Origin of the sequence: Microcystis sp. M061S2 (genome assembly GCF_020245605.1) — a bacterium.
In the GTDB taxonomy this organism is placed as follows: Bacteria; Cyanobacteriota; Cyanobacteriia; order Cyanobacteriales; family Microcystaceae; genus Microcystis.
This window is the reverse complement of sequence record NZ_JADBUP010000005.1, coordinates 53,159-79,877: the sequence shown is the minus strand read 5'-3', so window position 1 is coordinate 79,877 and position 26,719 is coordinate 53,159. Positions and strand designations below refer to the sequence as shown.

At 43.2% G+C, this 26,719-nt stretch carries 25 protein-coding genes, 1 tRNA gene and 1 pseudogene; 13 read left to right on the top strand and 14 right to left on the bottom strand.

Annotation, left to right across the window (positions count from 1 at the left end; all coding sequences use genetic code 11):
- Window positions 1-982 (bottom strand): 2-isopropylmalate synthase (locus IM475_RS00845; protein ID WP_287726351.1); only part of this gene is annotated, 982 nt, incomplete at its 3' end.
- Window positions 983-1,158: 176 nt separating this feature from the next.
- Between IM475_RS00845 and IM475_RS00840 the strand changes: the two genes are divergently transcribed.
- A complete protein-coding gene (locus IM475_RS00840; RefSeq protein WP_110578476.1) occupies window positions 1,159-1,494 on the top strand; it encodes a hypothetical protein in 336 nt (111 codons plus the stop codon).
- A 52-nt stretch (window positions 1,495-1,546) separates the two neighbouring features.
- Window positions 1,547-3,106, top strand: a complete 1,560-nt coding sequence (locus IM475_RS00835) for an FAD-dependent oxidoreductase (RefSeq protein ID WP_287726350.1) — start codon at window positions 1,547-1,549, stop codon at window positions 3,104-3,106.
- Window position 3,107: 1 nt separating this feature from the next.
- Here the strand turns inward: IM475_RS00835 and IM475_RS00830 are convergent, their stop codons facing one another.
- On the bottom strand, window positions 3,108-4,616 hold the full coding sequence (locus IM475_RS00830) for a helicase C-terminal domain-containing protein (protein WP_287726349.1): 1,509 nt from the start codon (window positions 4,614-4,616) through the stop codon (window positions 3,108-3,110).
- A 186-nt stretch (window positions 4,617-4,802) separates the two neighbouring features.
- Between IM475_RS00830 and psb28 the strand changes: the two genes are divergently transcribed.
- Window positions 4,803-5,141 carry a photosystem II reaction center protein Psb28 gene (psb28, locus tag IM475_RS00825; protein WP_002755988.1) on the top strand — a complete coding sequence of 113 codons (339 nt, stop codon included), beginning with the start codon at window positions 4,803-4,805 and terminating at the stop codon, window positions 5,139-5,141.
- 83 nt (window positions 5,142-5,224) lie between these two features.
- Here the strand turns inward: psb28 and IM475_RS00820 are convergent, their stop codons facing one another.
- Genes IM475_RS00820 through IM475_RS00800 form a run of 5 tightly spaced genes read right to left on the bottom strand, consistent with a single transcriptional unit; the run spans window position 5,225 to window position 9,732 of the window.
- Window positions 5,225-5,743, bottom strand: coding sequence for an FKBP-type peptidyl-prolyl cis-trans isomerase (locus tag IM475_RS00820; protein WP_287658217.1), 519 nt, complete (start codon window positions 5,741-5,743; stop codon window positions 5,225-5,227).
- 6 nt (window positions 5,744-5,749) lie between these two features.
- The gene (locus IM475_RS00815) at window positions 5,750-6,073 is read right to left on the bottom strand and encodes a phasin family protein (protein WP_002746237.1); all 324 of its coding nucleotides are present in this window, start codon (window positions 6,071-6,073) and stop codon (window positions 5,750-5,752) included.
- A 14-nt stretch (window positions 6,074-6,087) separates the two neighbouring features.
- Window positions 6,088-7,911, bottom strand: a complete 1,824-nt coding sequence (locus IM475_RS00810) for a phosphodiester glycosidase family protein (RefSeq protein ID WP_287726347.1) — start codon at window positions 7,909-7,911, stop codon at window positions 6,088-6,090.
- A gap of 2 nt (window positions 7,912-7,913) precedes the next feature.
- Entirely contained in the window at window positions 7,914-9,455 is a 1,542-nt protein-coding gene (locus IM475_RS00805) for a bifunctional pantoate--beta-alanine ligase/(d)CMP kinase (RefSeq protein ID WP_287726345.1), read from the bottom strand.
- Between the two features lie 13 nt (window positions 9,456-9,468).
- Window positions 9,469-9,732 (bottom strand): hypothetical protein, encoded by a 264-nt coding sequence (locus tag IM475_RS00800; RefSeq protein ID WP_287726343.1) that lies wholly within the window; start codon window positions 9,730-9,732, stop codon window positions 9,469-9,471.
- 382 nt (window positions 9,733-10,114) lie between these two features.
- Here IM475_RS00800 and IM475_RS00795 point away from each other — a divergent pair, with 382 nt between their 5' ends.
- From IM475_RS00795 to IM475_RS00765, 7 genes are all read left to right on the top strand, one after another.
- A complete protein-coding gene (locus tag IM475_RS00795; protein ID WP_002755997.1) occupies window positions 10,115-10,444 on the top strand; it encodes a DUF6883 domain-containing protein in 330 nt (109 codons plus the stop codon).
- 3 nt (window positions 10,445-10,447) lie between these two features.
- The gene (locus tag IM475_RS00790; RefSeq protein WP_002755998.1) at window positions 10,448-10,699 is read left to right on the top strand and encodes a DUF4926 domain-containing protein; all 252 of its coding nucleotides are present in this window, start codon (window positions 10,448-10,450) and stop codon (window positions 10,697-10,699) included.
- 295 nt (window positions 10,700-10,994) lie between these two features.
- Window positions 10,995-11,300 carry a CU044_2847 family protein gene (locus tag IM475_RS00785; protein ID WP_287726341.1) on the top strand — a complete coding sequence of 102 codons (306 nt, stop codon included), beginning with the start codon at window positions 10,995-10,997 and terminating at the stop codon, window positions 11,298-11,300.
- 9 nt (window positions 11,301-11,309) lie between these two features.
- Window positions 11,310-12,605 (top strand): S1 family peptidase, encoded by a 1,296-nt coding sequence (locus IM475_RS00780; RefSeq protein ID WP_287726339.1) that lies wholly within the window; start codon window positions 11,310-11,312, stop codon window positions 12,603-12,605.
- A gap of 198 nt (window positions 12,606-12,803) precedes the next feature.
- On the top strand, window positions 12,804-15,527 hold the full coding sequence (locus tag IM475_RS00775) for an AAA family ATPase (RefSeq protein ID WP_287726337.1): 2,724 nt from the start codon (window positions 12,804-12,806) through the stop codon (window positions 15,525-15,527).
- Window positions 15,528-15,767: 240 nt separating this feature from the next.
- The gene (locus tag IM475_RS00770) at window positions 15,768-16,505 is read left to right on the top strand and encodes an HAD family hydrolase (protein WP_287726335.1); all 738 of its coding nucleotides are present in this window, start codon (window positions 15,768-15,770) and stop codon (window positions 16,503-16,505) included.
- Between the two features lie 85 nt (window positions 16,506-16,590).
- Window positions 16,591-16,661: transfer RNA gene (locus IM475_RS00765), tRNA-Gly, on the top strand.
- Window positions 16,662-16,920: 259 nt separating this feature from the next.
- On the opposite strand, the gene IM475_RS00760 is transcribed toward IM475_RS00765, so the two are convergent.
- A complete protein-coding gene (locus IM475_RS00760) occupies window positions 16,921-19,158 on the bottom strand; it encodes an FdhF/YdeP family oxidoreductase (protein WP_287726334.1) in 2,238 nt (745 codons plus the stop codon).
- 196 nt (window positions 19,159-19,354) lie between these two features.
- Here IM475_RS00760 and IM475_RS00755 point away from each other — a divergent pair, with 196 nt between their 5' ends.
- Window positions 19,355-19,843: a sigma factor-like helix-turn-helix DNA-binding protein gene (locus tag IM475_RS00755; protein WP_287726333.1), complete on the top strand. Its 489-nt coding sequence runs from the start codon at window positions 19,355-19,357 to the stop codon at window positions 19,841-19,843.
- Window positions 19,844-19,872: 29 nt separating this feature from the next.
- Here IM475_RS00755 and IM475_RS00750 read toward each other — a convergent pair.
- The 4 genes and pseudogenes from IM475_RS00750 to IM475_RS00735 form a co-directional block, all read right to left on the bottom strand.
- Window positions 19,873-20,775 (bottom strand): annotated as a pseudogene (locus tag IM475_RS00750) (RpnC/YadD family protein).
- A gap of 193 nt (window positions 20,776-20,968) precedes the next feature.
- Window positions 20,969-21,187: a DUF5615 family PIN-like protein gene (locus IM475_RS00745; protein ID WP_287726331.1), complete on the bottom strand. Its 219-nt coding sequence runs from the start codon at window positions 21,185-21,187 to the stop codon at window positions 20,969-20,971.
- Window positions 21,184-21,510 (bottom strand): DUF433 domain-containing protein, encoded by a 327-nt coding sequence (locus IM475_RS00740; protein WP_287726329.1) that lies wholly within the window; start codon window positions 21,508-21,510, stop codon window positions 21,184-21,186. The genes IM475_RS00745 and IM475_RS00740 overlap by 4 nt, the downstream gene beginning before the upstream one ends.
- Window positions 21,511-21,914: 404 nt before the next feature.
- A complete protein-coding gene (locus IM475_RS00735) occupies window positions 21,915-22,826 on the bottom strand; it encodes a hypothetical protein (protein ID WP_287168784.1) in 912 nt (303 codons plus the stop codon).
- A gap of 447 nt (window positions 22,827-23,273) precedes the next feature.
- On the opposite strand from IM475_RS00735, the gene IM475_RS00730 reads away from it, so the two are divergent.
- Entirely contained in the window at window positions 23,274-23,438 is a 165-nt protein-coding gene (locus IM475_RS00730) for a hypothetical protein (protein WP_170915522.1), read from the top strand.
- 178 nt (window positions 23,439-23,616) lie between these two features.
- Window positions 23,617-25,119, top strand: a complete 1,503-nt coding sequence (gene malQ / locus IM475_RS00725; RefSeq protein ID WP_287726327.1) for a 4-alpha-glucanotransferase — start codon at window positions 23,617-23,619, stop codon at window positions 25,117-25,119.
- 50 nt (window positions 25,120-25,169) lie between these two features.
- On the opposite strand, the gene IM475_RS00720 is transcribed toward malQ, so the two are convergent.
- Window positions 25,170-25,595 carry a hypothetical protein gene (locus IM475_RS00720; protein ID WP_287726325.1) on the bottom strand — a complete coding sequence of 142 codons (426 nt, stop codon included), beginning with the start codon at window positions 25,593-25,595 and terminating at the stop codon, window positions 25,170-25,172.
- Between the two features lie 134 nt (window positions 25,596-25,729).
- On the bottom strand, window positions 25,730-26,656 hold the full coding sequence (argF, locus tag IM475_RS00715; protein WP_002803956.1) for an ornithine carbamoyltransferase: 927 nt from the start codon (window positions 26,654-26,656) through the stop codon (window positions 25,730-25,732).
- Between the last annotated feature and the right edge of the window lie 63 nt (window positions 26,657-26,719).

Below are 26,719 nucleotides of genomic sequence, written 5' to 3'. Positions count from 1 at the left end.
TGAGTTTATGTTTTAACACCCCGTCCTGATGGATTCCCGACTCGTGTGCGAAAGCGTTAGCACCGACGATCGCCTTATTCGGTTGCACGATCATGCCGGTAAGATTAGAAACTAGGCGAGAAGTGCGATAGATTTCCTTGGTGTTGATCTTGGTTAAAGGTTCCGTGGACTCTGCTGGACGACCGAGGAAAGGATTAAAATAGGAGCGCCGGACATGAAGGGCCATCACCAATTCTTCTAGGGAAGCATTACCGGCACGCTCACCGATACCATTAATAGTACATTCCAACTGTCGAGCGCCATTTTTAACTGCTTCGAGGAAATTAGCCACCGCTAACCCTAGATCGTCGTGACCATGGACGGAGATAATCGCTTGGTCGATATTGGGGACATTTTCCTTAATTCCCCGGATTAAAGCCCCAAATTCGCTAGGGGTGGTATAACCGACGGTATCGGGAATATTAACAGTGGTGGCTCCTGCGGCGATCGCTCTTTCGAGGACTTGATAGAGGAATTCGGGATCGCTGCGGCCAGCATCTTCGGGGGAAAATTCCACATCATTAAGGAAGGATTTGGCATAGGCCACCATTTCCGGCACAATCTCAAGAACTTCCTGACGAGTCTTCTTAAGTTTGTATTGGAGGTGGATATCAGATGTGGCTAGGAAGGTGTGAATTCTGGGCTTGGCGGCGGGTCTGAGCGCATCGGATGCTGATTTGATATCTTTTTGAGTAGCCCGGGCTAATCCGCAAATAATCGGGCTATCAGCTTCGCCGCCGACGCTGCCGGCAATTTTCTGTACAGCTTCAAAGTCCCCCGGACTAGCGTGGGGAAAACCTGCTTCAATGACATCAACTCCCAGTCTTGCCAGTGCGCGCGCTATGGTTAGCTTCTCATCCACATTTAAAGCGGCACCCGGGGACTGTTCCCCATCTCGAAGGGTGGTATCGAAGATAATCACACGGTCTGGACTGGTATTCATAGTTTTTTTGTACCGTTAACGAACTTGGGAGTTGTTCCTCTGATTATAGCAGCCGAGGCCGAGGGGGTTGTTAAGGAAAATTGCGCTGAGAATTTCTCGACTTGCTCGCGCTTTTCCGGCTTGCCCTCTTTTTGGCTACCATAGAGGATATAGATAAATTGGCGAGGGAGTTAAAAATGTTTGGCAAACCAGCGAAAGAACCGAACCCACCGGAGGTAAAAGACCTACAGGAGGTGATGTTTTCGATTAAGCAAAATCTCGAACCAGATCAGGATAAAACTGATATTAATCTTGTTGAGACTCCTACTCCAGAGGTGGTTACTGTAGTTGAAAATATTAGTAAAATTCTCTCTCCCTATTTTATCGTTTTGGTGGGTTTATTCCTCTATGATCGGAATAGTTTTATCGGTTTCTTGTTAGTCTTTACGGGAGTTCTAGCGATTTTTGGGGTTTCTCTCAAGGATATTAATAAACTCTTTGAAGAAGGGAAAAAGTTTTTCCAATCTAAATAGGTTTCTCCTCTGGATATGGTGATAACTGATAACTGATAACTGATATAAGATTATGTCTTTAGTTGCATCTTTACTCGATCGAGTATCTCCTCAGAGTTTACAACAATTGCGAGCCAGTGATCGATCTTGGCAAGCTTTGCGTTTAGAAAATCCGCTTATTCCTGCGGTAATTAATCAAAGTCAAGAATCTTTAGGAGAGACGGATTTTGATCTAGTTATTGCCGGGGGAACTTTGGGGATTTTTATCGGGTCTGCTTTGCAAACTAGGGGCTGGCGTGTGGCATTATTAGAAAGAGGTATTCTGCGCGGTCGTGAGCAGGAGTGGAATATTTCACGTTTAGAGTTAAGCAGTTTTTTAGAGTTAGATTTATTGACCGAAGCAGAATTAAATCAAGCGATAGCGACAGAATATAATCCTGGGAGGGTGGGATTTTATCAAGGTTATGAGCTTTGGGTCAGAGATATTTTAAATATCGGTGTTGATCCGGTTTATTTGCTAGAAACTTTAAAAACTAAGTTTTTAGAAGCGGGAGGAAAGTTATTAGAAAATTCGGGGTTTAGCGGGGCAATTATTCATCCTGACGGGGTAATGGTTAAAACGGGAGAAGTGACTTTAAAAACCCGTTTATTAATCGATGCCATGGGTCATTTTTCAGCAATTGCAAAACAGGCAAGAAAAGGAGAAAAACCCGATGGAGTTTGTTTAGTGGTGGGTAGTTGCGGTCAGGGTTTTCCCAGTAATGAAACTGGTGATTTGATTTATTCTTTTACCCCAATCTTGCACCAATGTCAATACTTTTGGGAAGCATTTCCCGCTAGGGATGGTCGGACAACTTATTTATTTACCTATCTTGATACCCATCCCGATCGCTTTAGTTTAGAATTTTTGATGGAGGAGTATTTAAGATTACTGCCGGAGTATCAAAAGGTAGATTTAGAAGCGGTAAAATTTCAGCGTTTTCTAGCGGGTTTTTTCCCTGCCTATCGTCAAAGTCCTTTAAAGATGCCCTGGTCAAGAATTCTAGCAGTGGGAGATAGTAGCGGTAGTCAATCTCCGGTCAGTTTTGGTGGTTTTGGGGCAATGGTCAGACATTTAAAAAGGCTAACTTTCGCCATCGAGGAAGCTTTACAAATTGATGCTTTAAACCGAGAAGATTTAGCCCTTTTACAACCCTATCAACCCAATATATCGGTAACGTGGCTATTTCAAAAAACCATGAGTGTCCCGATGTCTGCTAACCCTAATCCCAATCAAATTAATGACTTAATGAGTGGAGTTTTTCGGGTAATGGACAAGTTGGGAGATGAGGTATTAAAACCGTTTTTACAGGATGTGGTGCAGTTTTCTTCCCTCTCAAAAACTTTGCCTTTGGTTAATCCTCAATTAGTTTTACCGATGATTCCGCAAGTGGGTATCAGTCCTTTTATTGATTGGACAGGACATTATTTTAATTTAGCTTTGTATAGTGGTTTATGTCCCTTAGCAACCAGCTTAAAACCTGTTTTAGAAAAGTTACCCGACAAGCAAAAATATCTTTATCATCGTTATTTGGATAGTTGGAAATATGGCTCTGGTGGAGATTTTATCAGTAAACTGATAACTGATAACTGATTTAATCTTTATCTTGAAAAAATTGTTGATCGAGATAATTAACTTTAGCATAGGGTTCTAAAGCGGAGAGAATTTGTCGGCCATAACTGCGAGCATTGACACGATTATCGAGGACAGCCACACAACCTTGACACTCCCGGAGAGACTGGACAGATTGCTGAATTTCCCTCACTGCTGTGGGTAAAAGATAGGCACGAAACCAGTCGAGATGTTGTCGTTTGTAGTAAGCAATTTTGCCAGCAACGAGAGGATTTTCGGGGGATGGTAAGGGTAAAGTAGCGATAATTAATAAACTGGGAGTCGGAAATTTTTCTTGATGGGTTTGCCAGAATTGCCAACCACAAACCAGAATAGTATTATTATTAATCTCAGTTTTTTCCACTTGTACTCGCGAACCGTAATCGGCTGCGATTTGGGTGGCAATTTGTGCCTTGAGGGGAACATCTTCAATCAGAATTACTATCGGTTGTTCACTGGTATGATTAGCACTAACTAATTCCCGTACTTGCTTTAATAACATCGGTTTAAATTCGGGTGTGTTGGGGGCGCTGATGCGATCGGGTAGATATAAATGAATATATTCACTTTCGCGATCAGCTGCAAACTTTAGAGTTAAAATTTCTCCGATACCCTGATTTTGACGGTATAAATTAGCGGATTTTTCACTATCTAAAAAACTGCCGATTAAAACAAAGGGTTGTTGCTGCCAAATCGGTTTGAAAAAACTAGCCACCTCTAAAGGACTGATTTTTAGGGTAAATTCTTCTCGATCTCGATCTACCGATGTCCAGAGGAGATAATTATGCTCGGGGATTTTTGCCGCTAAAAGTTGCCAAGCAGAATCAGTGGCTAAATCTTGATGTAAGCGTTGCAGGAGAGCAATTATATATTCTTTTTCCTTGGCATCAATAAGATAGCAATTATAGGGATTAATGGGATGACCAAGAATACTTTGGCTAAGTTGTGCTTTAATTAAGTCTATAAACTCTCTATGCTGGGGATATGCTGACCCTAAAGCAGACCATTGTTCGGGAGTAATGGTGACGGTGAGATAATCTACTAGACAAGTTTCTAAATCTTCGGCTCGATCGATTATAGTGGCGATATTCTGGGGAAAATGACCGAGATTGCCCAATTTATCCTCTAACCATTGTTGGGGTGTGGTGAGGAGTAAACCGGTAAAATTAGCGGGAAAGCGATCGCTTTTGAGGATATCTCGCTGAGTTTGTAACCATGCTTGCAGATGGGGGATTTCCACTTCTAACAGTAGGTTTACTTCCGACTCTGGGGCAACAATCAGAACAGGTGTATCACCCAAAAGAGCCGGGGTGAGATAACTGAGACAATAACGGGTAAGAGTGGTTCCAGTTTGTATCAGAGAGGAACGTTTTAAGCGCAAAGCTCTAGCCACCAGTCGCCCCATAGTGAGATGATGAGACCAGTAAAAGCGTCCTTGTTCGCGTAAAAAAGCGCGTAGAGAAGAATGAACCGTTGCTTCTAATAAAACCATCTCATCTCAGTTATTGGTTATCAGTGGGAAGGGAGAGGTTTACAAGTGATCTTTCATCAGTCAAACCCACCCCCGCGAGTTTACTGTGGATACTTTAAGTTTATGGTGTCCCATCTGCTTTTTACTTGCGACTTGGTGTGAGATGATCTAGAAATGTCTATTTTATGAGAAGGATAAAGAAAAGTAATGGCAGAAATTCAGTTTTCCCGGGGGTTAAAAGAACCAGTTGTTCCCGATATCCGCTTAAGTCGCACTAAAACGGGAGAGAAGGGATCGGCAAAATTTTATTTTGATCAACCGACTATCCTCGGAGATCAACAAACCGAGGAAATCACGGGGATGTATCTCGTCGATGAGGAAGGAGAAATCGTCACCAGGGAAGTAAAAGGCAAATTCATCAACGGTAAACCCACGGCGATCGAAGCTACGGTTATTTTTAATTCTCCCGCAGAGTGGGATCGTTTTATGCGTTTTATGGAACGTTACGGTAGCGAAAACGGTCTAGAATTTACTAAATCTTCCTGATTTGGCCTTTAGCTTCTGGCAATTTGTCAAAAAACCCGCATTCAGGATCGATGCGGGTAAAAGTGAAAAATCAGAGGAAAAACCTATTTAACTCCCAACAATTCCACATCGAAAAGTAAAGTCGCGTTGGGAGGAATTACCCCACCGGCACCCCGCGCACCATAACCTAATTCTGGGGGGATAATTAAGGTACGCTGCCCACCGACTTTCATCGATGCGACTCCTTCATCCCATCCTTTGATCACTTGACCAACTCCAATGGTAAAGGTAAAAGGTTGATTGCGATCCTTAGAACTATCGAATTTTTTGCCGTCTGTCAGGGTTCCCGTGTAGTGAACAGTCACTTTTTGACCTTTTTGGGGACTTTCTCCAGTTCCTTCCACGATATCGATGTATTTTAGTCCCGAATCGGTGGTGACTGCTTGATCTAAATCCATGGAGATGATTTCCTTATTAATAGTTTGAGTGATAGCGGGTGGCTCGATTTCTGCGGCGATCGCATTGTTTTTTTCCCCTCCACCAAAGAGGGAAGCAACGATTAAAAATAAGCCACAAACCGCAATGATAGCAAAACTGAGCAAGATTTCGCGCATTGATTTCATAGTTCCCTAACGCCAGAGTTTATTCTCTAAGTCTCTCACCTGTCGTTCTAATCTATCAATCCTTCCCCGCAGTTCGTCCATTTCCGATTGTCGGGGAACCCCTAAATCCTGCAAAATCTGGCGAATATAGCGTTCTAAGTTGTTCTCGAAGCTCCCCTGTTCAGACTTCATCTGTGTCATCAGATCATCGACAAAGTTTTTAGCCTGATCAGAATTGATTTTACCGTCTTTGACTAATTCGTCGCTCACTTCTTTGATCTTTTCTGCCACCATCGAAGTAGTGCCAATACCCATCAGCAGCAATTGTTTAATCCAGTCGCTATTATCCATTGTTTTCACACTTTTCAAGGAGACGGGGATAAAAATATCCCTATTCCATTATGGACTTTTGCGGCGGTAACGGCAGAGCGATCGAGCAGATAACCCCCTAAGGTTATTCCAGTGGAACTACCCCCATCTAGGTTTAAACCGTCTGTTGCCGCCATTAACAGCAAAATTCGGGCTAATTCGCCTAAAGTTGCCCCCCTTCCCCCGACGCGATTGTGGATAGCAACTAGCAAAATTTTTCCTTCTCGGCTAACTGCGATCGCACTGCGGGAAGCTTGTTGATTTTGGAATGCCGGACTAAATTTTTCAGCATTTCCATCTAAAACTATGCGTCCATTCTGCAATAATAGGGGACCTGCACCTAAAATCTGGGGATAATCAGCAAAATCTCCCGGTAGGGTGACGCTATCGAGGTTGACTGTCTCACCAATCTTTAAATTAATATCTGTCTTTCGGCAGATGACTAAATAGCCATTTTCTGGTACTTCTATACTATCCTGTGGGGAAAGATTATTTAATTTCTCCGTTACGCGATCGCCTTGGACGACTAACCCGGTTTCCCGCTCGGTGAGCGGATGATAATTACTCCCCCAATCGCGAGTATAACGACTGCAGCCGGCTGTCAGGAAAGCACTATTTAAATGGGTTAGGGGAAAACGTTGTCCGGTGGCAGTAATGAGAGTTTCCTCTAAACTGAGGCGATCGATCCTGATTTTACCACGATTATCCCATGCGATCGCTCCTCGGTTTAAAATTGGCCCAGATAACCATTTGCCATCCACACGAATTGCTCCCAAAGGTAACTGATTATTACGATTAAAAAAGCCGCCATTAATCATCGCTACCGCATTACTTTCGCTATTAATCGTGATCAGGGGATTAGTGCCGCGCATTGAGGTGGAATTAGCGGTGATTGGTTTAATAGTTATCTGAGGATTTCTGGGATCGATTTCTAACCAAGTCACGGGAAACCAATCTTGATCTAACTGGATATATTTTTGATTCCAGATTAACCCTGGTTGCCAAACAATGCGCTTTTCATCCATAGCATCGGGACGAGAATCAATGATAATTCGGGGAGGATTAGCCACACTGCTGATCTGTAATCCGTAGGCAGTGGGAAGGTTAATTTTTAAACGACTGATCACCCCATTATTTTCTAAGGAAGTGATCTGAGTGGCTAAGTTATTATTGGAGTTGCCTAGATCATCTTCATCGTTATTTTGATTACTGTTGCTGATAGTTTGGGGTTGAAACCTAGAGATGAGCGATTGCTGGGCATTTCCTTCTAAAGTAATCACAGCTTCATTTTTTGCCTGACTAACTTGCCAAAAGGTCGGGCGATCGAGTTGAATAATAATCCTTTGTACTGCTCCATAATTTTCTAGCTGAATATCTTGAATCTGGGCAGCAGGAAAGTTAATAGTTAAACTATCACCATTAATTGTGGTTGTTGCCCCCATTTTTAGTAAAATATCCGTAACATCCAGCCAGCGATCAGAGTCGATTAAATTAGCCGATAAAGTTTGTAAATTAAACCAGTTTATCGGTTGCTTTTTTGGATCATTTGTGCTAAGAAAATCCATGCCGAATAATTGTCTTGCTCCCGTGTCACCCATGGCAATTCTGGTACTATTTGCTGTTGTCCACTGTCGCCAAGAAACGGGCAAAGAACGACCATTAAGAATAATTTTTTTTCCCTGTTGCTGGTTCGATAAATCCCTAGAAGCTAAAGTTATTGCTGATCTATGATCGGCTAAAGATATAGTTGGACTGCCAAGAATTATCAAGGAAGTTACCGTTAAACAGATAGATGATAAAGTCAGGTAATTTAACTGCATAATTATCCCCCTAAATCACCTGAGTTAAGATGATAAAGAGCAATGATTTTTTCCGTGACTTCTGTAATAGTGAGATGATCGGTATTAACTTCGATCGCATCTGCGGCTTTTCGCAGGGGTGCTAGGGAGCGATTACTATCCAAATAATCCCTTTTTTCAATCTCTTGGGTTAATTCTGCGAGACTAATCCCACCATTTCCCTGCGCTTCTAAGTCTTTTAATCTCCTTCTCGCTCTTTCTTCGGATGTCGCTGTCAAGAAAATCTTTAATTCCGCTTCTGGGAAAACATTAGTACCAATATCTCGACCTTCCACAACTATTCCCCCTGACATTCCCAGTTGTCTTTGCAGGGTGACTAACTGCTGTCTCACCGCTTTTTGAGCGGCAATTCTGGACACTTGCGAGGTAATTGCGGGAGAGCGAATCTCTAAAGTCACATCCTGCCCATTAATCTTCACTATAGTCACATTTTCGGGACTATCGGCCGGAATTATTTCTATCTTCGCTAAAGATAATAACTCGGCGATGGCCGCTTCTGCGGACAAATCCAGACCGGAATTCACCACTAACCATGTCACCGCGCGATACATCGCACCGGTATCGAGATAGGTTAACCCCAATTTTTCGGCTACTAAGCGCGTTACCGTCGATTTTCCCGCTCCAGCCGGCCCATCAATAGCGATAACTGCCCGACGTTGACGCAAGATAATATTATCAATTAAACGGGTTTGACCGATCAATCCGGCGATCGCTAATAAGCCCCTTGCTTCGATCTGCTCGATCGGTTGTAAACTCTGGGGATGGACTAAATCCAGATACTGACAGCGAAATTCTGGTACTCTGTCGAGATTTTTTTGGACAATAGCCAGTAGTTTTTCCCTTTGTCTTTCCCCTAAACGAAAACTTTCGAGGGCTAATTGCAAACTTTGGGCGATAATTGTCGCTTTTTCCCTTTCTGTGGCCGATAGATACTGATTGCGAGAACTAACTGCTAATCCCGATGTTTCTCGCACTGTAGCACAAGCGCGAATCTCGATCGCTAAATTTAAATCCCTGACTAATTGCCGGATAATCGCTAACTGTTGGGCATCCTTTTCGCCAAAATAGGCGATCGTCGGTGCAATTATATTAAACAACCGGGTGACAATTGTGGCTACTCCCTGAAAATGCCCCGGACGAAAAGCACCACATAACCCGCTAGTCAGAGAAATCGGGGGAACAACTGCGGTTATCTCCTCAGAATCACCAATTCCTAAAGTTTCCGCACTGGGAGCAAAAATAGCAGCAACTCCCAAGGATTCACACAATTGGCGATCGCTGTCAAGGCTGCGGGGATAGCGAGAAAAATCCTCTGTGGGGCCAAATTGTAGAGGATTAACAAAAATACTGACCACAGTTACCTCCGCTTCCGTCACTGCGCGTCGAATTAGACTAGCATGACCTTTATGGAGGGCGCCCATGGTTGGCACGAGGGCAATACTGCGATCATGGCGATAATCAGCCAAAAAAGTGCGTAAACCGGGGATTGTTGTGAATATTTGCACAGGGTTCACTCCTTTAATAGCCTATTCCACTACTATTCGCCAGGGGATGCTGCCCGATGATCAATTCGGATGCTTCCGGGGAATCGGCTTTAAATAATAACATCCCATCGCCTCTTTCTGTCCAATAACTCGTTTTTTGCCTCCTGTCGGCTCTCTTGGGTTTGGTGGGTAAAATGTATTTTATAAGATATATTCCCGCCAGCGAGCGACTGGAACGAACCACAAAGACACAAAGGACACAAAGATTGATCGGTTCTATATAAGTTAAACTGATCACACAAAGAATAAGAGAGGCTCCTGATCACACAAAGAATAAGAGAGGCTCCTGTGCTGTCTCGGTTGACCGCTGCATATATGCTTGTTTAACAAACCGGGGCATAATTTTTTTCAGGACAATGACTGGTGAGCAGCCCGACAATTATATAGATTAATGGCAAAAAAGAGTTGACAAAATCCCTCGATTTGACCTATACTTTTTATTATAATGGGAATCCGTGCCGAAATATATATAAGCCTTTTTAGTCTGGACTATTTCAAAAAACTTTCTGCAATTACAACCCCAAAAAAAACTTGAAACAATATCAATTAATACACTTGATCAGTTAATCGATATTAAAACTTCAATTCAAGGTAAAATCAAACAAAATTCTCTCGATCCGATGTACCTGCCTAGCGACTCCCTAATTCCCGATGATAAAATAACTAAATATCTCCTCAAATTTCGCCCCAAAGATGACAAATCAAAATACCTCGCCCGCGCTGGCTTTACCCTCGCTAATCCCGATGCACTAAAAACCGCCCTCATCCAACTAATTCAAACCAATCCCGCCATCGAAGATCTTACCAACGAATACGGAACCTTCTATCGAGTCGAGGGGGAATTAATCAGCAGTAATCAAGTTCCCCTATCCGTTGTCACGATTTGGCTAAAACGAAACCTAGATCATCAATTTCAATTTATCACCCTCAAACCCAGAAAGGAAAAATAAACCATGGCGCAACTATACGAAGAAGTGACCCTAGCCCGCGACGTTCCCGAATACAATCTTAAGCAGGGTGATTCGGCGATTCTTGTTGATATAGTTGCCCATCCGAAGGGGGGTGAGGAAGGATATGTTTTAGAACTATTCAACGAAGTAGAAGAATCGGTTAACGTCGTCATTGTCCCGAAATCGGCGATTCAAGAAGAGGAAAAAGAAGGTTCTTCGTTACTTGGTATGGTTCGATATAGGGGCATAAATTGACTAAATCCTTATCTGGCAAGAGACTTAATTGATTAGTTTGTTCTAGAGCGAAAACAATTGACAAAAATCGCAGCAATGTCTGTCTCTATCGGGGTTTCATTCCTTATAACCCCCTCCACTGCATAACACAAATAGATTAATGCTAAAAAAGACTTGACAAAATCCCTCGATTTGACCTATACTTTCTAGTATAATGGGAATCCGTGCCGAAATATATATAAGCCTTTTTAGTTCCGCTATAAGTTTGTCCGAGAAGCAATCGAGAAAACCATAAATGGGTCATTGAAGGAGCCTTATGCCAGAATCTAGATCTGAGATTATTTCAGTTAAAGTTAAAGAAAATGTCACCATGTTAGTGGAAGCGAGAAGTTTCGGTGGTGAACGGGAAGTATCCGATCAAATATTTGACTTTCAAAGTGTGGCTGATACAATTGAGGCAGTTACTGAATCGATCGCTGCCACAATCAATAAAGTGAAACCCAAAAAGGCAACCGTAGAATTTGGGGTAGAAGTCACGGTAAAATCTGGTAAACTAACCGCTTTAATTGTGGAAGGTGAAGGAAAGGGAAATTTAAAAATTACCCTAGAATGGGGAGGATAAATTGATTAAATGCTTACCCCGGAATCTCTCCCCTCGTACACTGTCAGGTTAAAGTTAATCGATGCATCAGGAACAGGCTTTTTTGTGGGACAAGGGTTAATTTTGACCTGTCTTCATGTGGTAAAAGATGCGCGGGATAATCGCGAGACTATCGAGATAATTTGGCAAGGTCAAATTTCTGGGGCTAAAATTATCGACTTACCGAATCTAGACGAGATCGATCTGGCTCTTTTACAATTAAACTCGCCTTTATATCACAAATATGTCGATTTTGATCAAGATTTACAATTAACAGATAAATTATACACTTTTGGCTATACCAACGATTATCCGAACGGTGATCCTAGTGACTTTGAGTATATAGGTTTAACGGGGGATGAAAACCCCCTAATCAAGTTTAAATTAGGGCAAGTACAACCCGGTTTTAGTGGTTCACCGCTTTTAAATTTACGCACGGGGAAAGTGTGCGGAGTGGTGAATAAAACCAGAGATGAGTACAGTGATTTAGGAGGAAGAGCGATTCCAGTTCAGACTATTTTTAAATATTTTCCGCAATTACAACCCCAAAAAAATGCCCATAATCCTTTTAAACCCACTTCCGGAGGTATTAAAGAAATTCAGCAGATTTTTGGACGGGAACAAGAAATTAAAGATATTTTTGAGGTTTTAAATTCCGGCAGTAGTGCTGCTATTATCGGGGAAAGGGGAACGGGAAAAACCACCCTGCTTTGGGGAATTTACCATCAAGCAAGGGAGTATTTACTTAGTCAGCGACAACCCTTGTATCTAAACTTAGAAGGATTAGCAGGAGATAAGGATTTTTATTATGAATTATGTCATCAGATTGGTATAGCTGCGAATTACGATAAACCGCTCAAAGGAACTAGATTAACTAGGGAATTAGAAAAACACAAAATCCTGTTATTATTGGATGTGGTAGATAATATGACTCAAAAATATTTCAGCTATCAGCTTAGAAGTCAATTAAGAGAGTTAGCTAATCGTCCCGATCCACCTTTAAGATTAGTAGTAGCGGCTAATCGTTCCCTTGATGTTTTATTTCCTGATAACAAAGGAGGTGATTCACCTTTCCAGGGAATTTGTCAACAATTTCCGATTAAATTATGGGATGAAGCTAAAATTAAAGAGTTTATTAGTCATCGTCTAAGTCAAACTGGAGTGACTTTTACTGAGGAGGAAATAAGTTCTCTTGTTAGGCAAAGTCAAGGAAAGCCGCGAGAGGTGATGCAAAATTGTTTTAAACTTTATCAAACCAAAGTCAATAACTCAGCATCCCGAACTTAGGTTATAACTAAACAATAAGTTGATTTAATTTTGGGTTTGATCCTACCTTGATAAGGGGGGTTTGATCCCCCCTGCCCCCCTTGATAAGGGGGGTTTGATCCCCCCTGCCCCCCTTGATAAGGGGGGTTTGATCCTACCTTGAGTAACACCTAACTACTTAATAAACCATCACCGGGTAAATAGCTAGAGATAAAAATTATGAAGGAAAGCACCGTCCCCAGAATTAATCTCGCTCCTAAACTCAAACGCGATTTATCTTTATGGAATCCCTTTGATTATCTTTTGCTGTTGTACTGGGTGTTTTATTTTCCCCAAGCAGTGCGCTGGTATGTGGAAACGAGAGGCGGCGGCGATAAATTAACCGAACAGAAAACATGGCGCGATACAAGGCAATTTCTCCGCGACCATCCCGTACAATTGCGTCTAGGGATTCAGGGTCTTCTCTTAACTGTAATTACCCCTCTGATTATCTGTAGCATAGCGGCAAATTTAGGACTTTCTGTTGATTGGGGGGACGCGGTGTTGGTCGTGTTGTTGGGCGTGTGGTTCGGCGTGGTGTCGGGCGTGGTGTTGAGCGTGGGGTGGGGCGTGGGGTGGGGCGTGGGGTTGGGCGTGGGGTGGGGCGTGGGGTGGGGCGTGGTGTGGGGCGTGGGGTTGGGCGTGGGGTTGGGCGTGGGGTTGGGCGTGGTGTCGGGCGTGGGGTCCGGCGTGGTGTTGGTCGTGGTGTTGTCCGGCGTGGTGTCGGGCGTGGGGTCCGGCGTGGTGTTCGTCGTGTTGTTGGGCGTGGTGTCCGGCGTGGTGTCGGGCGTGGTGTTGTCCCGCGTGGTGTCGGGCGTGGTGTTGTCCAGCGTGGTGTCGGGCGTGTTGTCCGGCGTGGTGTTGTCCAGCGTGGTGTCGGGCGTGTTGTCCGGCGTGGTGTCGGGCGTGGTGTTGTCCAGCGTGGTGTCGGGCGTGGTGTTGTCCGGCGTGGTGTCGAGCGTGGGGTTTATATTCGCCTTTTTCCGTCTTGATAATTGGCTAATCGGGCTTTTGGCTGGTCCCCAAGGGCGACTTTTTCCCCGTATTACCCTTCTACCGCTGCCGGGGTTAACCTCGACTCTACAACAATGGTTACAGCAAGACTGGGAAACGGCTATTAATAACCTCAATCAATACCTTCAGTACAGCCGCCAGTTTATTCCTGTCCTTGTCGCCGTTAACCGCGTTTTATCGCAATTCCCAGAGGCAGAAATTATCTATCGGGTGTCCCGTCTGGCAGAAAATCCCTCCGATTGGCAATTGTTAAAATATGCGTCCGCGAAACCGTTTTCTTTTCCTCTCAGCAAAATCCGTCTCGATACTCCTGCTCGTGCCGCCGCCGCTGGTTTTTGGTATCTTCACCAACAGGACACCGAAAAAGCCGAAAAAGCCTTTGCTGTGGTACGTTCCCTCGCCTACGGGGAAGAAATGTATAGCCTCGCCCAAACTTTACACCGATTTAGTCAGGCAGCAACTCCCGATAGTATCGCTTCCCTGGAGGTTGCCCCCATTGCCCCAGAACCGTCATTACGTCCGCAAACTTGGCAAGCTATCAGCAGTTTAAATCTAGTTATCGCAGAAATAGCTTTAGTCCAGGGAAGTTACTCCCAACAGGTCAGATCCCTCGCTCTTAATCGGATTATCGGGGAATTAAGGGATATAAACGACCAACAGGCGGCTACTTTACCCCAAGCAGAAAAAGAATTAATCCTTTCTATCGCCGAAAAATGGGCAGAAATTAGCGCATCCATCGCGGGAACGGTGGGAACGGTAACTATTACCCAACCGATTCCTAATCCCTACATTATCGGTGATCCGGTGATCGGTAAACGCTTTGTTGGTCGTGAGGATATCCTGCGGGAACTTGAGTCAATGTGGTCCGGAGATAACCTATCCTCCGTGGTTCTCTATGGTCATCGTCGCATGGGTAAAACTTCGATTCTACGCAATCTGGAGGCCTATCTTCCACCAAATGTCTCGGTTATCTACATTAATTTACAGCGCTTGGCCACAGTAACCAGCCTAGCCGAAGTTCTCCTGACTATGGCTGAGGAAATCGCCCAAACTTTGGCAATTGATGCCCCAGAAGAGGAAAAAATCTCCCAACATCCAGAAATGTATTTTAATCGTTATTTAGACCGTCTGATGCGCCAGATTCTGCCGAAAAAAGCTAAAACCGGTTTAATTATTGCCCTCGATGAGTTCGAGATAATTGAGGATTTAATCGAAGCGAATACCCTCCCCCGGAATTTCCTCGGCTATCTGCGTTCCCTTGTCCAGAGTAGTCCGCGTCTAGCTTTTGTTTTTGCCGGATTACATACCCTAGAGGAGATGACTGCCGATTATTTTCATCCTTTTTTTGGCAGTGTTTACCCGATTCCAGTTAGTTTCCTCTCTCCTGAATCTACTCGCGTTATCCTCGCTAATCCCGTTGGGGAAGACGAGGATTTTCCCCTAGACTATACCCCATCCGCTTTGGACAAAATTTATCAACTTACCCACGGTCAACCCTATTTAGTACAACTGATCGGCTTTCATCTGGTACGTTTTTATAATAAACAGGTCTTTGAGTTGCAACGTCCCCAAGATATTCGTTTTCAGGTGGAAGATGTGGAAAAAGCTATCGATGACGAGTTTTTCCAAAGGGGGAATTATTATTTTACGGGTGTCTGGAAACAGGCTAAACAAGATGCGGCCGGACAACAGGAGATTTTAATAGTTCTTTCTCCCCATCTGCAAGGATTAACCCGGGGAGATTTACTGTCCAGCACCGGATTAACTGCCACAACTCTCGACTGGGCCCTAAAAACCCTTGAAAATCATCATGTCATCGAATGCCAAGACTGCCGTTATCGGATTGCTGTGGAATTATTCCGTCGTTGGGTATCGGCAAAAATGGCCTAAATTCTTTTGTTATATTTTTGGCTAATATCTCAGCCCCAAATAGGGGGGTTACAGGGCAGCACGGATTCCCACTATAACAAAATAATAGAGCAAATCTGGAAATTTGTCAAGGCCTTGGCAATTTTCCGGTTAAAATTGTTTGTTGAGATGGGGTCAGGGACAAGACCCGCCAGGCCCCGACGAAAAACTTTAGTATAATCAAGAACACTGAGTATTTATTAGCTTTTCTGTCTAAGATTGATGTTAAAGGCTGTTCTGTTCGATTTTAATGGGGTGATCATCAATGATGAACCGATCCATCAAGAGTTAATCAATGAAATCTTGCTCGGGGAAAATTTGCTGCCCCTAGGGTCGGAATTTGCGGAGTTATGTCTGGGAAGAAGCGATCGCGTCTGTTTGCGTAATGTTCTCACCCGTCGCGGTCGTCAAGTGACCGAGGAGTATCTGACTAAGTTAATTAACAAAAAAACCAGTTTATACCGAGAAAGATTAGGAAAATTAGAGAAACTTCCTATTTATGAAGAGATATACTCTTTTTTAAAACGGGTTAAGGCCAGGGATCTACAAATCGGTTTGGTGACGGGAGCAATACGCTCGGAAGTGGAATCGATCTTGCAACAGACGGGCCTTGGGGATTATTTTAGTGTCATTGTCACCGGGGATGAGATTAGCACCAGTAAACCTCAACCGGATGGTTATTTACTGGCCGTAGAAAGATTCAATCGTTGGAATTTTAATCTACAGTTGCAACCCTGGGAATGTCTGGTGATTGAAGATACTTTTGCCGGTTGCGAAGCGGCAAAAAGAGCGGGAATGCAGGTGGTGGGAATCGCTCATACCTACCCCTTCCATTTTATGCAGAGAGTGTCCAACTGGGCGATCGATAATTTCTCCCAACTAGACCTCGATCGCGTGGAAGAAACTTTTAGCCAAATCGGGGAAATAACCGAGCGATCAGGATTTTTAGGCGATCTATGACCATCTAGAGGCGATTCACAAGCTGAAAATCCCTACTTGTAAAAATCGGCAATTCGTGTTATGCTAACGAAAGTGCTAAGAAAATGCGGGTGTAGTTTAGTGGTAAAACCCTAGCCTTCCAAGCTAATGATAGGGGTTCGATTCCCCTCACCCGCTTAGGCTGTTGTGCAGTAACAGATTATCTGTCGTCTGATGGATAAGGGTTTTCGGCTATTGTAGTAGATATGTATGGGGGAAGTTCAGGAATACGGTTAGCAAAAACTCGCCCATGTTTACTTATTTTAATGACGGTAAGAATAGGATAACAGAAATGCGATCGAATCGAGCATAGCTTTTTCATTCTGCTCGATTCGTTGGTTGGATTGGTTAACTCTATTTCATTATTTCCAAAAAAGAAAATTAGAGGAGTTGATAACTAAAAAACCCAGACGGGAACTCGTTTATAAGCAGGAGTCCCACAGCGAGGATCGATTTTAGCTTTGAATAAAACATTGGTTTCGGGATAGAACATAAAGCCAACACCTTCGCGAATCGGACCGAAAATAAGTTCGATATTTTCTAATTTGCCGGCATCTCCTTGAACGGTGACTCGTTGATGTTCTTGAAAGTCCGCTTTTTTGGCATCTTCGGCGTTGATCAATAAACAATGACGGTGAGGCATTCCTCGATATTTATCGCCCACTTGATAAACGACGGTATTATGTTGTCCATAACTGCGTCCTGTTCCGAGAATCAGAGCAATTCCGGGTGCATTTTCTGGTTGATTGAAATCTTGCTTTTGCGGTGCTTTTAAAGTGGGTAAAAGCGTGACAGACATTTGCGCTTTTCCGGTCGATGTTGGAAAATGGGGTTCGGTAAAAATCCGTCCGCTAATGGTAAATTCTGTTTGGGTTTGATCTAATTGCCCGATCTTTTCATAACCCGGAATCGTTTTGGCGATTAACTGACGAATATAGGCGGTATCGTGTAATCTCGACCAATCAATCGGGTTTGTGCCTAAAACCTTGACGGCAATATTTGTTAACAGTTCTACTTCCGAGATGATATCCACATGGGAACCCTGTAGATGACTGCTTCCCCGCTCGTTAAAACGGACAAAATTATTGCCCGATTCGGTGGTTGTCGGGTGAGGATTTTCAAAACGAGCGAATACGGGTAAAATTATCGTATTTTGTCGGGCTAATCCCTGAAAATGTCCTAAATTTGGCTTAGTAGCTACATAAAAAATTGTATCAATTTGAGCTAAGGCTTTTTTGGCTTGAGTTAAATCTGGATTTGCTCCATAAAGATTACCTCCTAAACAGAAAAGAGTGTTAATTTTTCCCCGTTCGGCAGCTTCAATTAATGCCCTGGTATCATAACCGCCGGTTATATTTAATGGCTTTCCTAAAAGTTGAGCAAGTGCCTCGGCGATTTCCTGACGTAATCTCACTGTAACGCCCATAGAACCGAAGCCCTGTACATTAGAATGACCTCTGATTGGCATGGTTCCGGCTCCGATTTTGCCAGCATTTCCCGTCATTAAAGCGGTATTGGCAATACTGATAATATTATCTACCCCATTTTCCTGTTGTGTAACCCCCATAGCCCAAGCGAAAACCACACGCTCTAAATTGCCGAAAAGGGCGGCGGTTGCTTCAATTTCTTCTCGGGACAAACCGCAGGTTTTAGTAATGGTTTCCCAGGGTGTTTGTTGGGCATAATCTATAACAGATTGCCAATTTTCTGTACGGGATTTGAGATAATCCCACCGCACTAAATTTTGTTCAATTAAAGATTTTTGTAATCCGACGAATAGGGCAGTATCGCTACCCGGTATCGGCTGTAGGTAGAGAGTTGAAATATCGGAACCGCCCCGCAATAGGGATTTAATCGGAAAAGCGGGTGAGGAGAATTTGACCAATCCGACTTCAATTTGCGGGTTAATAATAATAATTTTACCGCCGCGATCACGAATTTGAATTAATTCATTCATCAGGCGAGGATGATTAGCTGGAGCGTTAGAACCGATTAACACCACACAATCGGCTTGTTTTAAACTTTCCAGACTGACCATCGAAGTTCCGGTTCCGAAAACCTGTTTTAAGCCTACGGTCGAGGCGGCATGACAGAGATCGGAACAATCGGCTAAATTATTACTTCCTAATGCCCGGAAAAACAATTGTAAGAGATAGGCGGCTTCATTAGAAGAACGTCCAGAACTATAGGAGGCAATAGTCTCGGACGGTTGACGAAAAGCTTGTTCGGCTAATCGATACACTTCTTCCCAACTAATACGTTGATAGTGACTTTCTCCGGCTTTTAAGAGGACGGGATAACTGAAACGACCCAAGCGATCGCATTCTAGGGAAGTTAAGGACTGTAATTGAGCGAGATGATAGGTCTGAAAAAAATCAGTTTTAATACCTGGCATTAATTCGGAAGTAACTGCCTCGACACTTTTGAGACAACGTTGCAGACTTTCCCCCGCTTCGTTGACAAAACCGCCCTTTTGTCCTCCCGTTCCCCAAGCGCAAGCTAAACAGGCACTTTTATGATTCAAGGTTTGCCAGAGTTTAACCCCTTGAGGAGAGAGAGTTTTTTCTGCCCAATATTGCAATACGGGAAAACCCCCGCCCGCCTCAATTTTGTTGGATGTTTCTCGTTCGTTCATCGTTTTTTTCTCTCGATTTTTTCTGAAATTCATCCGATAGGGAGAGTGTACCCAGTACAGTTGAGTTTATCACCATTTTTTAAAAAGTGCATCAGCAAGGCATAAACGACTGGGTAAGCTACGGTTAGTTGTTGACAATATCCCCTGATTGTGATTTTATCAGACTAGGGAAAGGTCTATTGAAATGATAATTCCGATGGATGAAAATGAAGACTTTCAACATTTAGAAGAGATGATCGCTAATCTCCAAGCAAAACAGAAACAGATTCTGAAAGGGATGTTAGATTATCCGATTGAGATCGATTCGGCAATTCGGATACTTTCGGAACCATCTCGGCAATTGGCAACAACTGCTCATAATTTAACCAGAGTACATAAAATACTTAAAGAATTGGAAAAACAAGGATTGGTTAGTTTCCACGATTCTCAATATTCTTTGACTGAGTTGGGAAGGGAAATAGTAGGACACCTTAGCGATAAGAGTCCAACCCCAAGACGAGATGCACAGAGAAAGGAAAAACTGCAAAAAAGCTACGATTTTTTAGAACTCCATAGACAAGGATTGAGCTATCAGCAAATAGGGGATAAATACGGCATAAGTCGCGAGCGTGTCCGTCAAATTCTTGCCAGTAACCCCGAATTTGAAGCTTATCGGCAAAAACAAAAGGAAAACAGTTATCGTTGAACGACTGTAAGAAGAGCGAGAAACGAAATTTACAATCTTTCCAACAATTCCTCGCGGGATAAATTCGCTAAAGAAAGAAGTAAAGCGGTGCGTTCCGAGATGGGAAGTTGGGCAATCTTTTCTACTAGACTGAATAATTCCGAATCTAGACTGCCAAAGCGTCCTTCCAGAAGACTGGCTATCAGGGAATACCGTTCTTCTAAACTACCTTGTTGTATCCCTTCTTGCTTCCACTCTTCCCTTTGTTGTAAATAAGCTGGTGATAAGTTCATGATGTCCTCCTGTTCTTCTGTACTTAAATTATCTCTCAACTCTAAATTCTTGCGCCAGTTGGCCAGAATTTCCAGTAAATTCTCTCGAAAAGGGTTGCATTCTGGTAGTTCAACTAACTCTTCTACTGCTCGTTTTTGAGTTCCTCCTTTACCTAATACCCTCAACCATAAGGTGTCATCAATTACTGGTAATTGATGAATGACAATGATACCCGCTTTGAGAGACTTCGCTAAAAAGTAAACCCCTGTTAACCAATTACTCTCATCGCTGTGAGTCCCGAAATCTTCAATCATTCTAGCTGAAAAGGTGGGCGTTAGAATCCAGAGAACTGGTAGTTCAGCTTCTGTTAGAGTTTTGTTTGACCGTTTCGCTTTTCTCAAGACATCCCCATGAACCGTGTATAACTTTGACAAACAACTGCGAATCTCTACCTCGGTCGGGGGATTGCGAAAAGGTTCAAATAAACAGGAAGTAGCCGCCATTTTTCCGAGTAACCCTAAAGGTAACTCAGTGGGAGTAGGTGAGCTAAATGGTTCAAACCAGACATCGATTTCTTGAACCTAACTTTTTATTTTCTTACTTTTTCTAATCGTCCCTAGAGGTGTTAGTAATTCCTCTAAATATTCCTTAGCAAATTGGTCATAAATTTGGTGAGTCATCAAATTAATAATAAGCATAAAAAGGACGGTAATAATCTTATTATATCATTAATTAAAAAGGAATCCAATCGACAATATCGATCCATTCTTCTGCTTCGGTAGTTTCCCAAATCATAATTAATTCTTCGGCTAGTTTTCCCATTGTTGTTGTGAGACGTATCCAAAACAGTCCCCAGATTTGTTGATTTTTTTGCTAATATTCTTCTAAATGTTCAGGCATACTGGTACGATTATCTGTCACCAAGAGTCGTTGAGATAATCCTAAATACTGTAAAACATCAGGGTCAAGAGTTTCTAAAGGTGGTGTATTCGGCTCTCCAATGCGTAAAATATCTATCTCTGGATTTAACCTTAAGACAGCGACTTTCAATCGGGGGGATAAGTTTTCATCCAGTAAAAACTTGATTTTCATACCTTGATAGAATTTTGCCTTTGCTGTTTAATTTTTCTCATCTTTTCTCGTTGAGGCGAAGGATTTTTCAGTGCTTCGTGATAGTGAGTTTCTCGCCAATTCTGGAGGCGCAATAAATAGGCATCAATTTTTTGCCGATTCTGTAAATAATAAGTAATATTTGCGTAGATTTTCTCTAAACTTAGATCGGGATAGATAGCATTTATTTCTTCTGGGGTATAGCCTTCCAAGAAATAAAAGAGTACGTTGTCAATTCCGAGGCGATGACCCTTGATTCTAATATCATCTTCGGAGATAAATAAGAAATAATCTTCTAGTTGCATAATTAATTTTCCTCTTAATTTTATTTCATTTTTACCGCTTATTTATAGTATTTCCTGTTCGCAGGAGGTACATTATCAATGTTAAAAAGTTTAATCAGCAAAGGTTTAACTGTGCCACACAGGTGTGAGAACCGTTATATTACCGAGGAAAGGTCAGCGCGGCAGAAGCATCAGGCTGTTTTGGGGAAATTGAACGGTCTTTGCTGATTTCGGCGGTCACTGTCCCTGCCTAACGCTCTCTAATGCCATTTTTCAAAAGTAATGGCAGAGATGGTTAATTGCCCTCAACCCCAATCCCTCTCCCAGAAAAGAAGAAAAGAGTAATATACTTTCAGGTTGGGGAGGGCGAGTCCTCGTGGGAGAAGGTTGGACAAGTTCGGGGTATAGACGCACACCGGGAGGGGTTAATTATTAGTATCGCCCGATCGATCGGAGGGCTTAGGACAGATGAATATGCTAATGCGCCAAGGAGAGTATTTGCCAGCATTGAATTCCTGCTTGATGTCAGGCTTCTGAATTGTTGTAAGTATTTTTATTTTGTCGTCAGGTGAGCTAACCAGTTGCTTATATAGAGGATTGCTTGGTTCAGTAACGCTTCCTATGGCTTTTTGCAGGAGATCGCTAATACGACCCCATTCACCATTTTCAGGATGACCTTCATCGGTAATTACAGTGATAGCTCCTCTGGGTAATAAGGTTTTAAACTCATTTTTCTCTTCCTCATCACTAAGAACCTTTACCTGCATTTCGCCATGATTTTGTTGGGCAAGCTTATATGCAATTAAGTTGGCTAATGGAGTAGCTACGGAACTATTTTCATTGCAGATGAAAAGGTTAAAGTCAGTATATTTGGAGGGATCACCCTGTCTTGTGTAAGGAGGATTCCTAGTCAAGGCTTCCTGTAAAGCTTGATCTAAAGTAATACCATCAGCTATGGTTTGTTGTGTGCCAACATTTGTGTCTTTTGATTTAGCTTGTTTTTCTTCTAACCCCCACAATTTAAGTTTTTCCTTGGTCTTTTCATCCATTTGAATTTCAGTAACATACTTTGAACTATTCTGTATTACGTCAGCCGCCCAAGTGCGAATTTCATCACTACTTCCAGAGCTTTTGATGATCTCCAGAGCTAAATTAATGTATCTGATCCTTAAATCTTGTGTCAGCTTTTGATTTTCAATTTGTGCATTATAAGCACTGCCAACCCAGAAAATAACCAAAGCTATTGCTGTGTTAGCAATAACTCCCAAAAATTGTGCGACAACTTTCCCCTTTTCCCACGCAAGAGGCAAGTGTTGATCATCGTCTCCGTTAGTCATCTTAAGACACCTCCTTTCTACTCTACGCTCTAAGCTGAACAATGCCAAAAGGCTCTAATTATTTCCCTCTTATCTATCCCTACTCTATCCCCAATAATCTCAACGAATGAGGCTGTTTTCATAAAATTTAATGATTAGCCGACAATGAATCGCCGATAGCCGATGGCACAACTAAAGTGCTTAACAAAAGAAATTATAATCTTATCGATTTTGACCGTGCCACTATCCAAAGGAATAGATTAGATTTCTTGAAAAGACCGATGAGAGTAAATTACCGAGTAATCACCCGAACTTTTTCCTTATCGGTAAAGATCGGGAGATGTGCATATTCTTGCCATTCCTAATACATCCGAGAGCGCCCGTCCTGTCGAATTTATCTTTAAACCCTAACTATCCCCGTACAATTATTAGCATATCGATCATAAACCTTGAGATAGGTTGCACGCCATGAGCGAATACCAATATTACGAATTCCAAGCTATCGATCGCCCCCTCACCCAAGAGGAAAGAGCGGCCATCAGCCAACTATCGAGCCGCGTCAAACCGACGGCAACGAGTGCCAGTTTCACCTACCCGGGTAACGTGGAACGTGATCCGAAGGAATCTTTTTAACTGGAAAGACGATCTGTTAATGTACGGCTGTAATGCCTGATTGTGTCCTATAGGTCTAATAAAGTTGTTAAGTATTGCCGTTATCGATCGACATCGGGTTAGCTTGGAGATAGCAGTGAGCATTCAGCTTTAAACACTTAATAACTGCTAACCTAATCACTGATAAGGGGGTTTTTTCATGGCTTTTAGCCGTTCTAGCGGTATTTTGCTTCATCCCACCAGTCACCCCGGTCGTTACGGGATTGGAGAACTAGGTAGGGAAGCCTATCAATTTATCGATTTTTTGGCTCAAAGTGGTCAAAAACTCTGGCAAATTCTCCCTTTAGGCCCGACAGGGTACGGTAACTCTCCCTACATGAGTTTTAGTGCCATTGCCGGCAATCATCTCCTGATTAGTCTCGACATTCTTCGGGAGAAAAACCTGCTTAGTGACGCAGATTTCGAGGATATTCCCGATTTTCCCCTCGATCAAGTGGATTTTGATAAATTGATCGCTTGGAAAATTCCCCTACTTAGAAAGGCGGCGAGCAATTTTGTCAAGGGTTCTGACACAATTCTTTACAAACAGTTTGCTGGCTTTTGTGCTGGCAATGCCGATTGGTTAGAGGATTACGCCCTATTTATGGCCCTATCCCACGCTTACCAGGGTAAAGCATGGATGGAATGGCCGACAGAAATTCGCGAACGTCATTGGGGAGCATTGGAAACACCGAAACAGGAGTTACAAGAGGAGATTTTTCTGCACAAATTCCTGCAATTTGAGTTTTTTGAGCAGTGGTTAGCCCTAAAACGCTATGCTAACTCCCTCGGTATCGAGATTATCGGTGATATCCCCATTTATGTCTCCCATAATAGTGCCGATGTTTGGGCAAATCCGCAGGTTTTCCGACTAGATCCCCAAACCGGTAATCCCTTGGAAGTGGCGGGGGTTCCCCCGGATTATTTCTCAGAAACGGGGCAATTATGGGGAAATCCTCTTTATAACTGGGATTATCTCAAAAATACGGGCTTTGACTGGTGGGTACGCCGTTTAAAAGCGGTTCTTTCCCTAGTCGATATCATCCGTATCGATCATTTTCGCGGATTAGAAGCCTATTGGGCGGTGGCTTTTGGCCAGGAAAACGCTATTAATGGTCATTGGCTGAAGGCCCCAGGTTATGATCTCTTTAATACTATTGGCGCTCGTTTAGGTAAATTGCCGATTATTGCCGAAGATTTGGGCGATATTGACCAAGCAGTCTTAGATTTTCGCGATCACTTTGCCTTCCCCGGGATGAAGATTCTCCACTTTGCTTTTGGCGGTGACGCGGGTAATCCCTATCTTCCTTTCAACGTCGAACGCAACTGTGTGATTTATACCGGCACTCACGATAATAATACCACTGTGGGCTGGTTTCAGGATAACGCCAACGACTACGAAAAAGCGCGACTTTATCAATATCTTGGCGCTCCCAGTGGTCAGGGAGTGGCTTGGGATCTGATTCGACTGGCCTATAGTTCCGTGGCTAATCAGGCGATCGTACCGTTACAGGATGTGTTAAGTTTAGGATCCGATGCGCGTATGAATACCCCCAGTGTCCCAGAAGGGAATTGGTCATGGCGCTATCGTCAGGAAGCTTTAACCGGAGAATATAGCGAGAGATTGCGAGATTTAGTCAATCTTTTTGGCAGAAATCGTTAAATCCCAATCCTTTTTTCGAGACGTTACCCCTAACGTCTCTTTTTGTCCGGTTAATGTGAGGGAGAATTTTTTAGCAATCTTTGCCGGATGCGATCGAGATTTTCTCGACTATTGACGGGTAAATGGGGTAGGGGTAATTCTAAATTGGGCCAATTACTCAAATCATGGCAGGGACAGGATAAACCCGATTGTCCCATCACTTCAATTGGTACAGGTATAGTACAACGAGCGCAGGGATGAAATTCCCATTGAGGGGAAAGTAAGTCTTGGATAGTTTGTTGAGTACCTTCTAGGTAACAATCGCCACTTTGAGGATCAAGCATTTTTTGCCAACAATCTTCAAACTCCGACGAATAGCGATCAGCATTGAAAATTGGCAGCGGAAATAGCATAGCTTGGTTTTTGGGACAAATAACTTTTTTTCCCAATTGAAACCAATGGGCGAGATATTTTTTAACTGCGGAGGTGTCTGACATATAGTTTAGGTGTGGAGGCTGCCCTGATTATTGCTCTTACCATCAATCCTAGCGTTAACTTCTGGTGTCGGACAGGTCTTAGGATGATTGATGATCGAGTTTAATAATTATTTTAGGTAACTGAGCATCTGGAGCTAGATTAATCCCAATAAACTCACCATTAAAGCTTTTTGGGCGTGCATCCGATTTTCCGCTTGTTCCCAGACTTTTGATTGTACACCCTCGATCGCCCCGTCGGTAATTTCTTCACCCCGGTGAGCAGGTAAACAATGGAGAATAATCGCGTCTTTGTCAGCGTGACTCATTAGCTGTTCATTGACTTGGTAGGGCTGAAAAACGGGAATTCGGGCATCAGCGAGGCTTTCCTGTCCCATACTCGCCCAGACATCAGTATAAACCACCTGAGAGTCTTTTACTGCCGTAACGGGATCGTCGGTAATTAGGATTTTACTACCGGTTTTCTCGCCAATAGCCTGGGCGCTGGCGACAATTTCCCCATCGGGTTGATAGTTTGCGGGGGAGGCAACCCGCACATTTAACCCCATCAAAGCGCCACCTAGGAGGAGAGAATTAGCGACATTATTACCATCCCCCACATAGGTGAGGTTAATTCCCCGTAAAGTCTGAAAAGTCTCTTGGATAGTCTGTAAATCGGCTAATATCTGACAGGGATGTTCTAAATCCGTTAAAGCGTTGATAATCGGGATGCGCGAGTAATTGGCAAAAGCTTCTAAATCCTCTTGTTTAAAGGTGCGAACTGCGAGAATATCGAGATAGCGATCGAGTACCCGGGCTGTATCGGCTAAGGGTTCCCCTCGCCCCACTTGGGTTACACTGGGATTAAGATCGATCACCTGTCCCCCTAACTGGTACATGGCGACGGTAAAGGAAACCCGGGTCCGAGTGGAAGCTTTATAAAATAGCAATCCTAAGACTTTGTTGCAGCTAGGGTTAAGAGTGCCAGCTTTAAGCTGTGCCGATAGATTGAGTAGGGCGCTGATTTCTTCGCTACTCATGTCGGTTATTCTTAAAACATCTCGTCCTTTTAAAGTGGCTACCATTGGTTTTTCTCTCGATAAACAGGGGTCTTGATTGGGTTTTATGGCAGTTAGCGATTAGCAAAA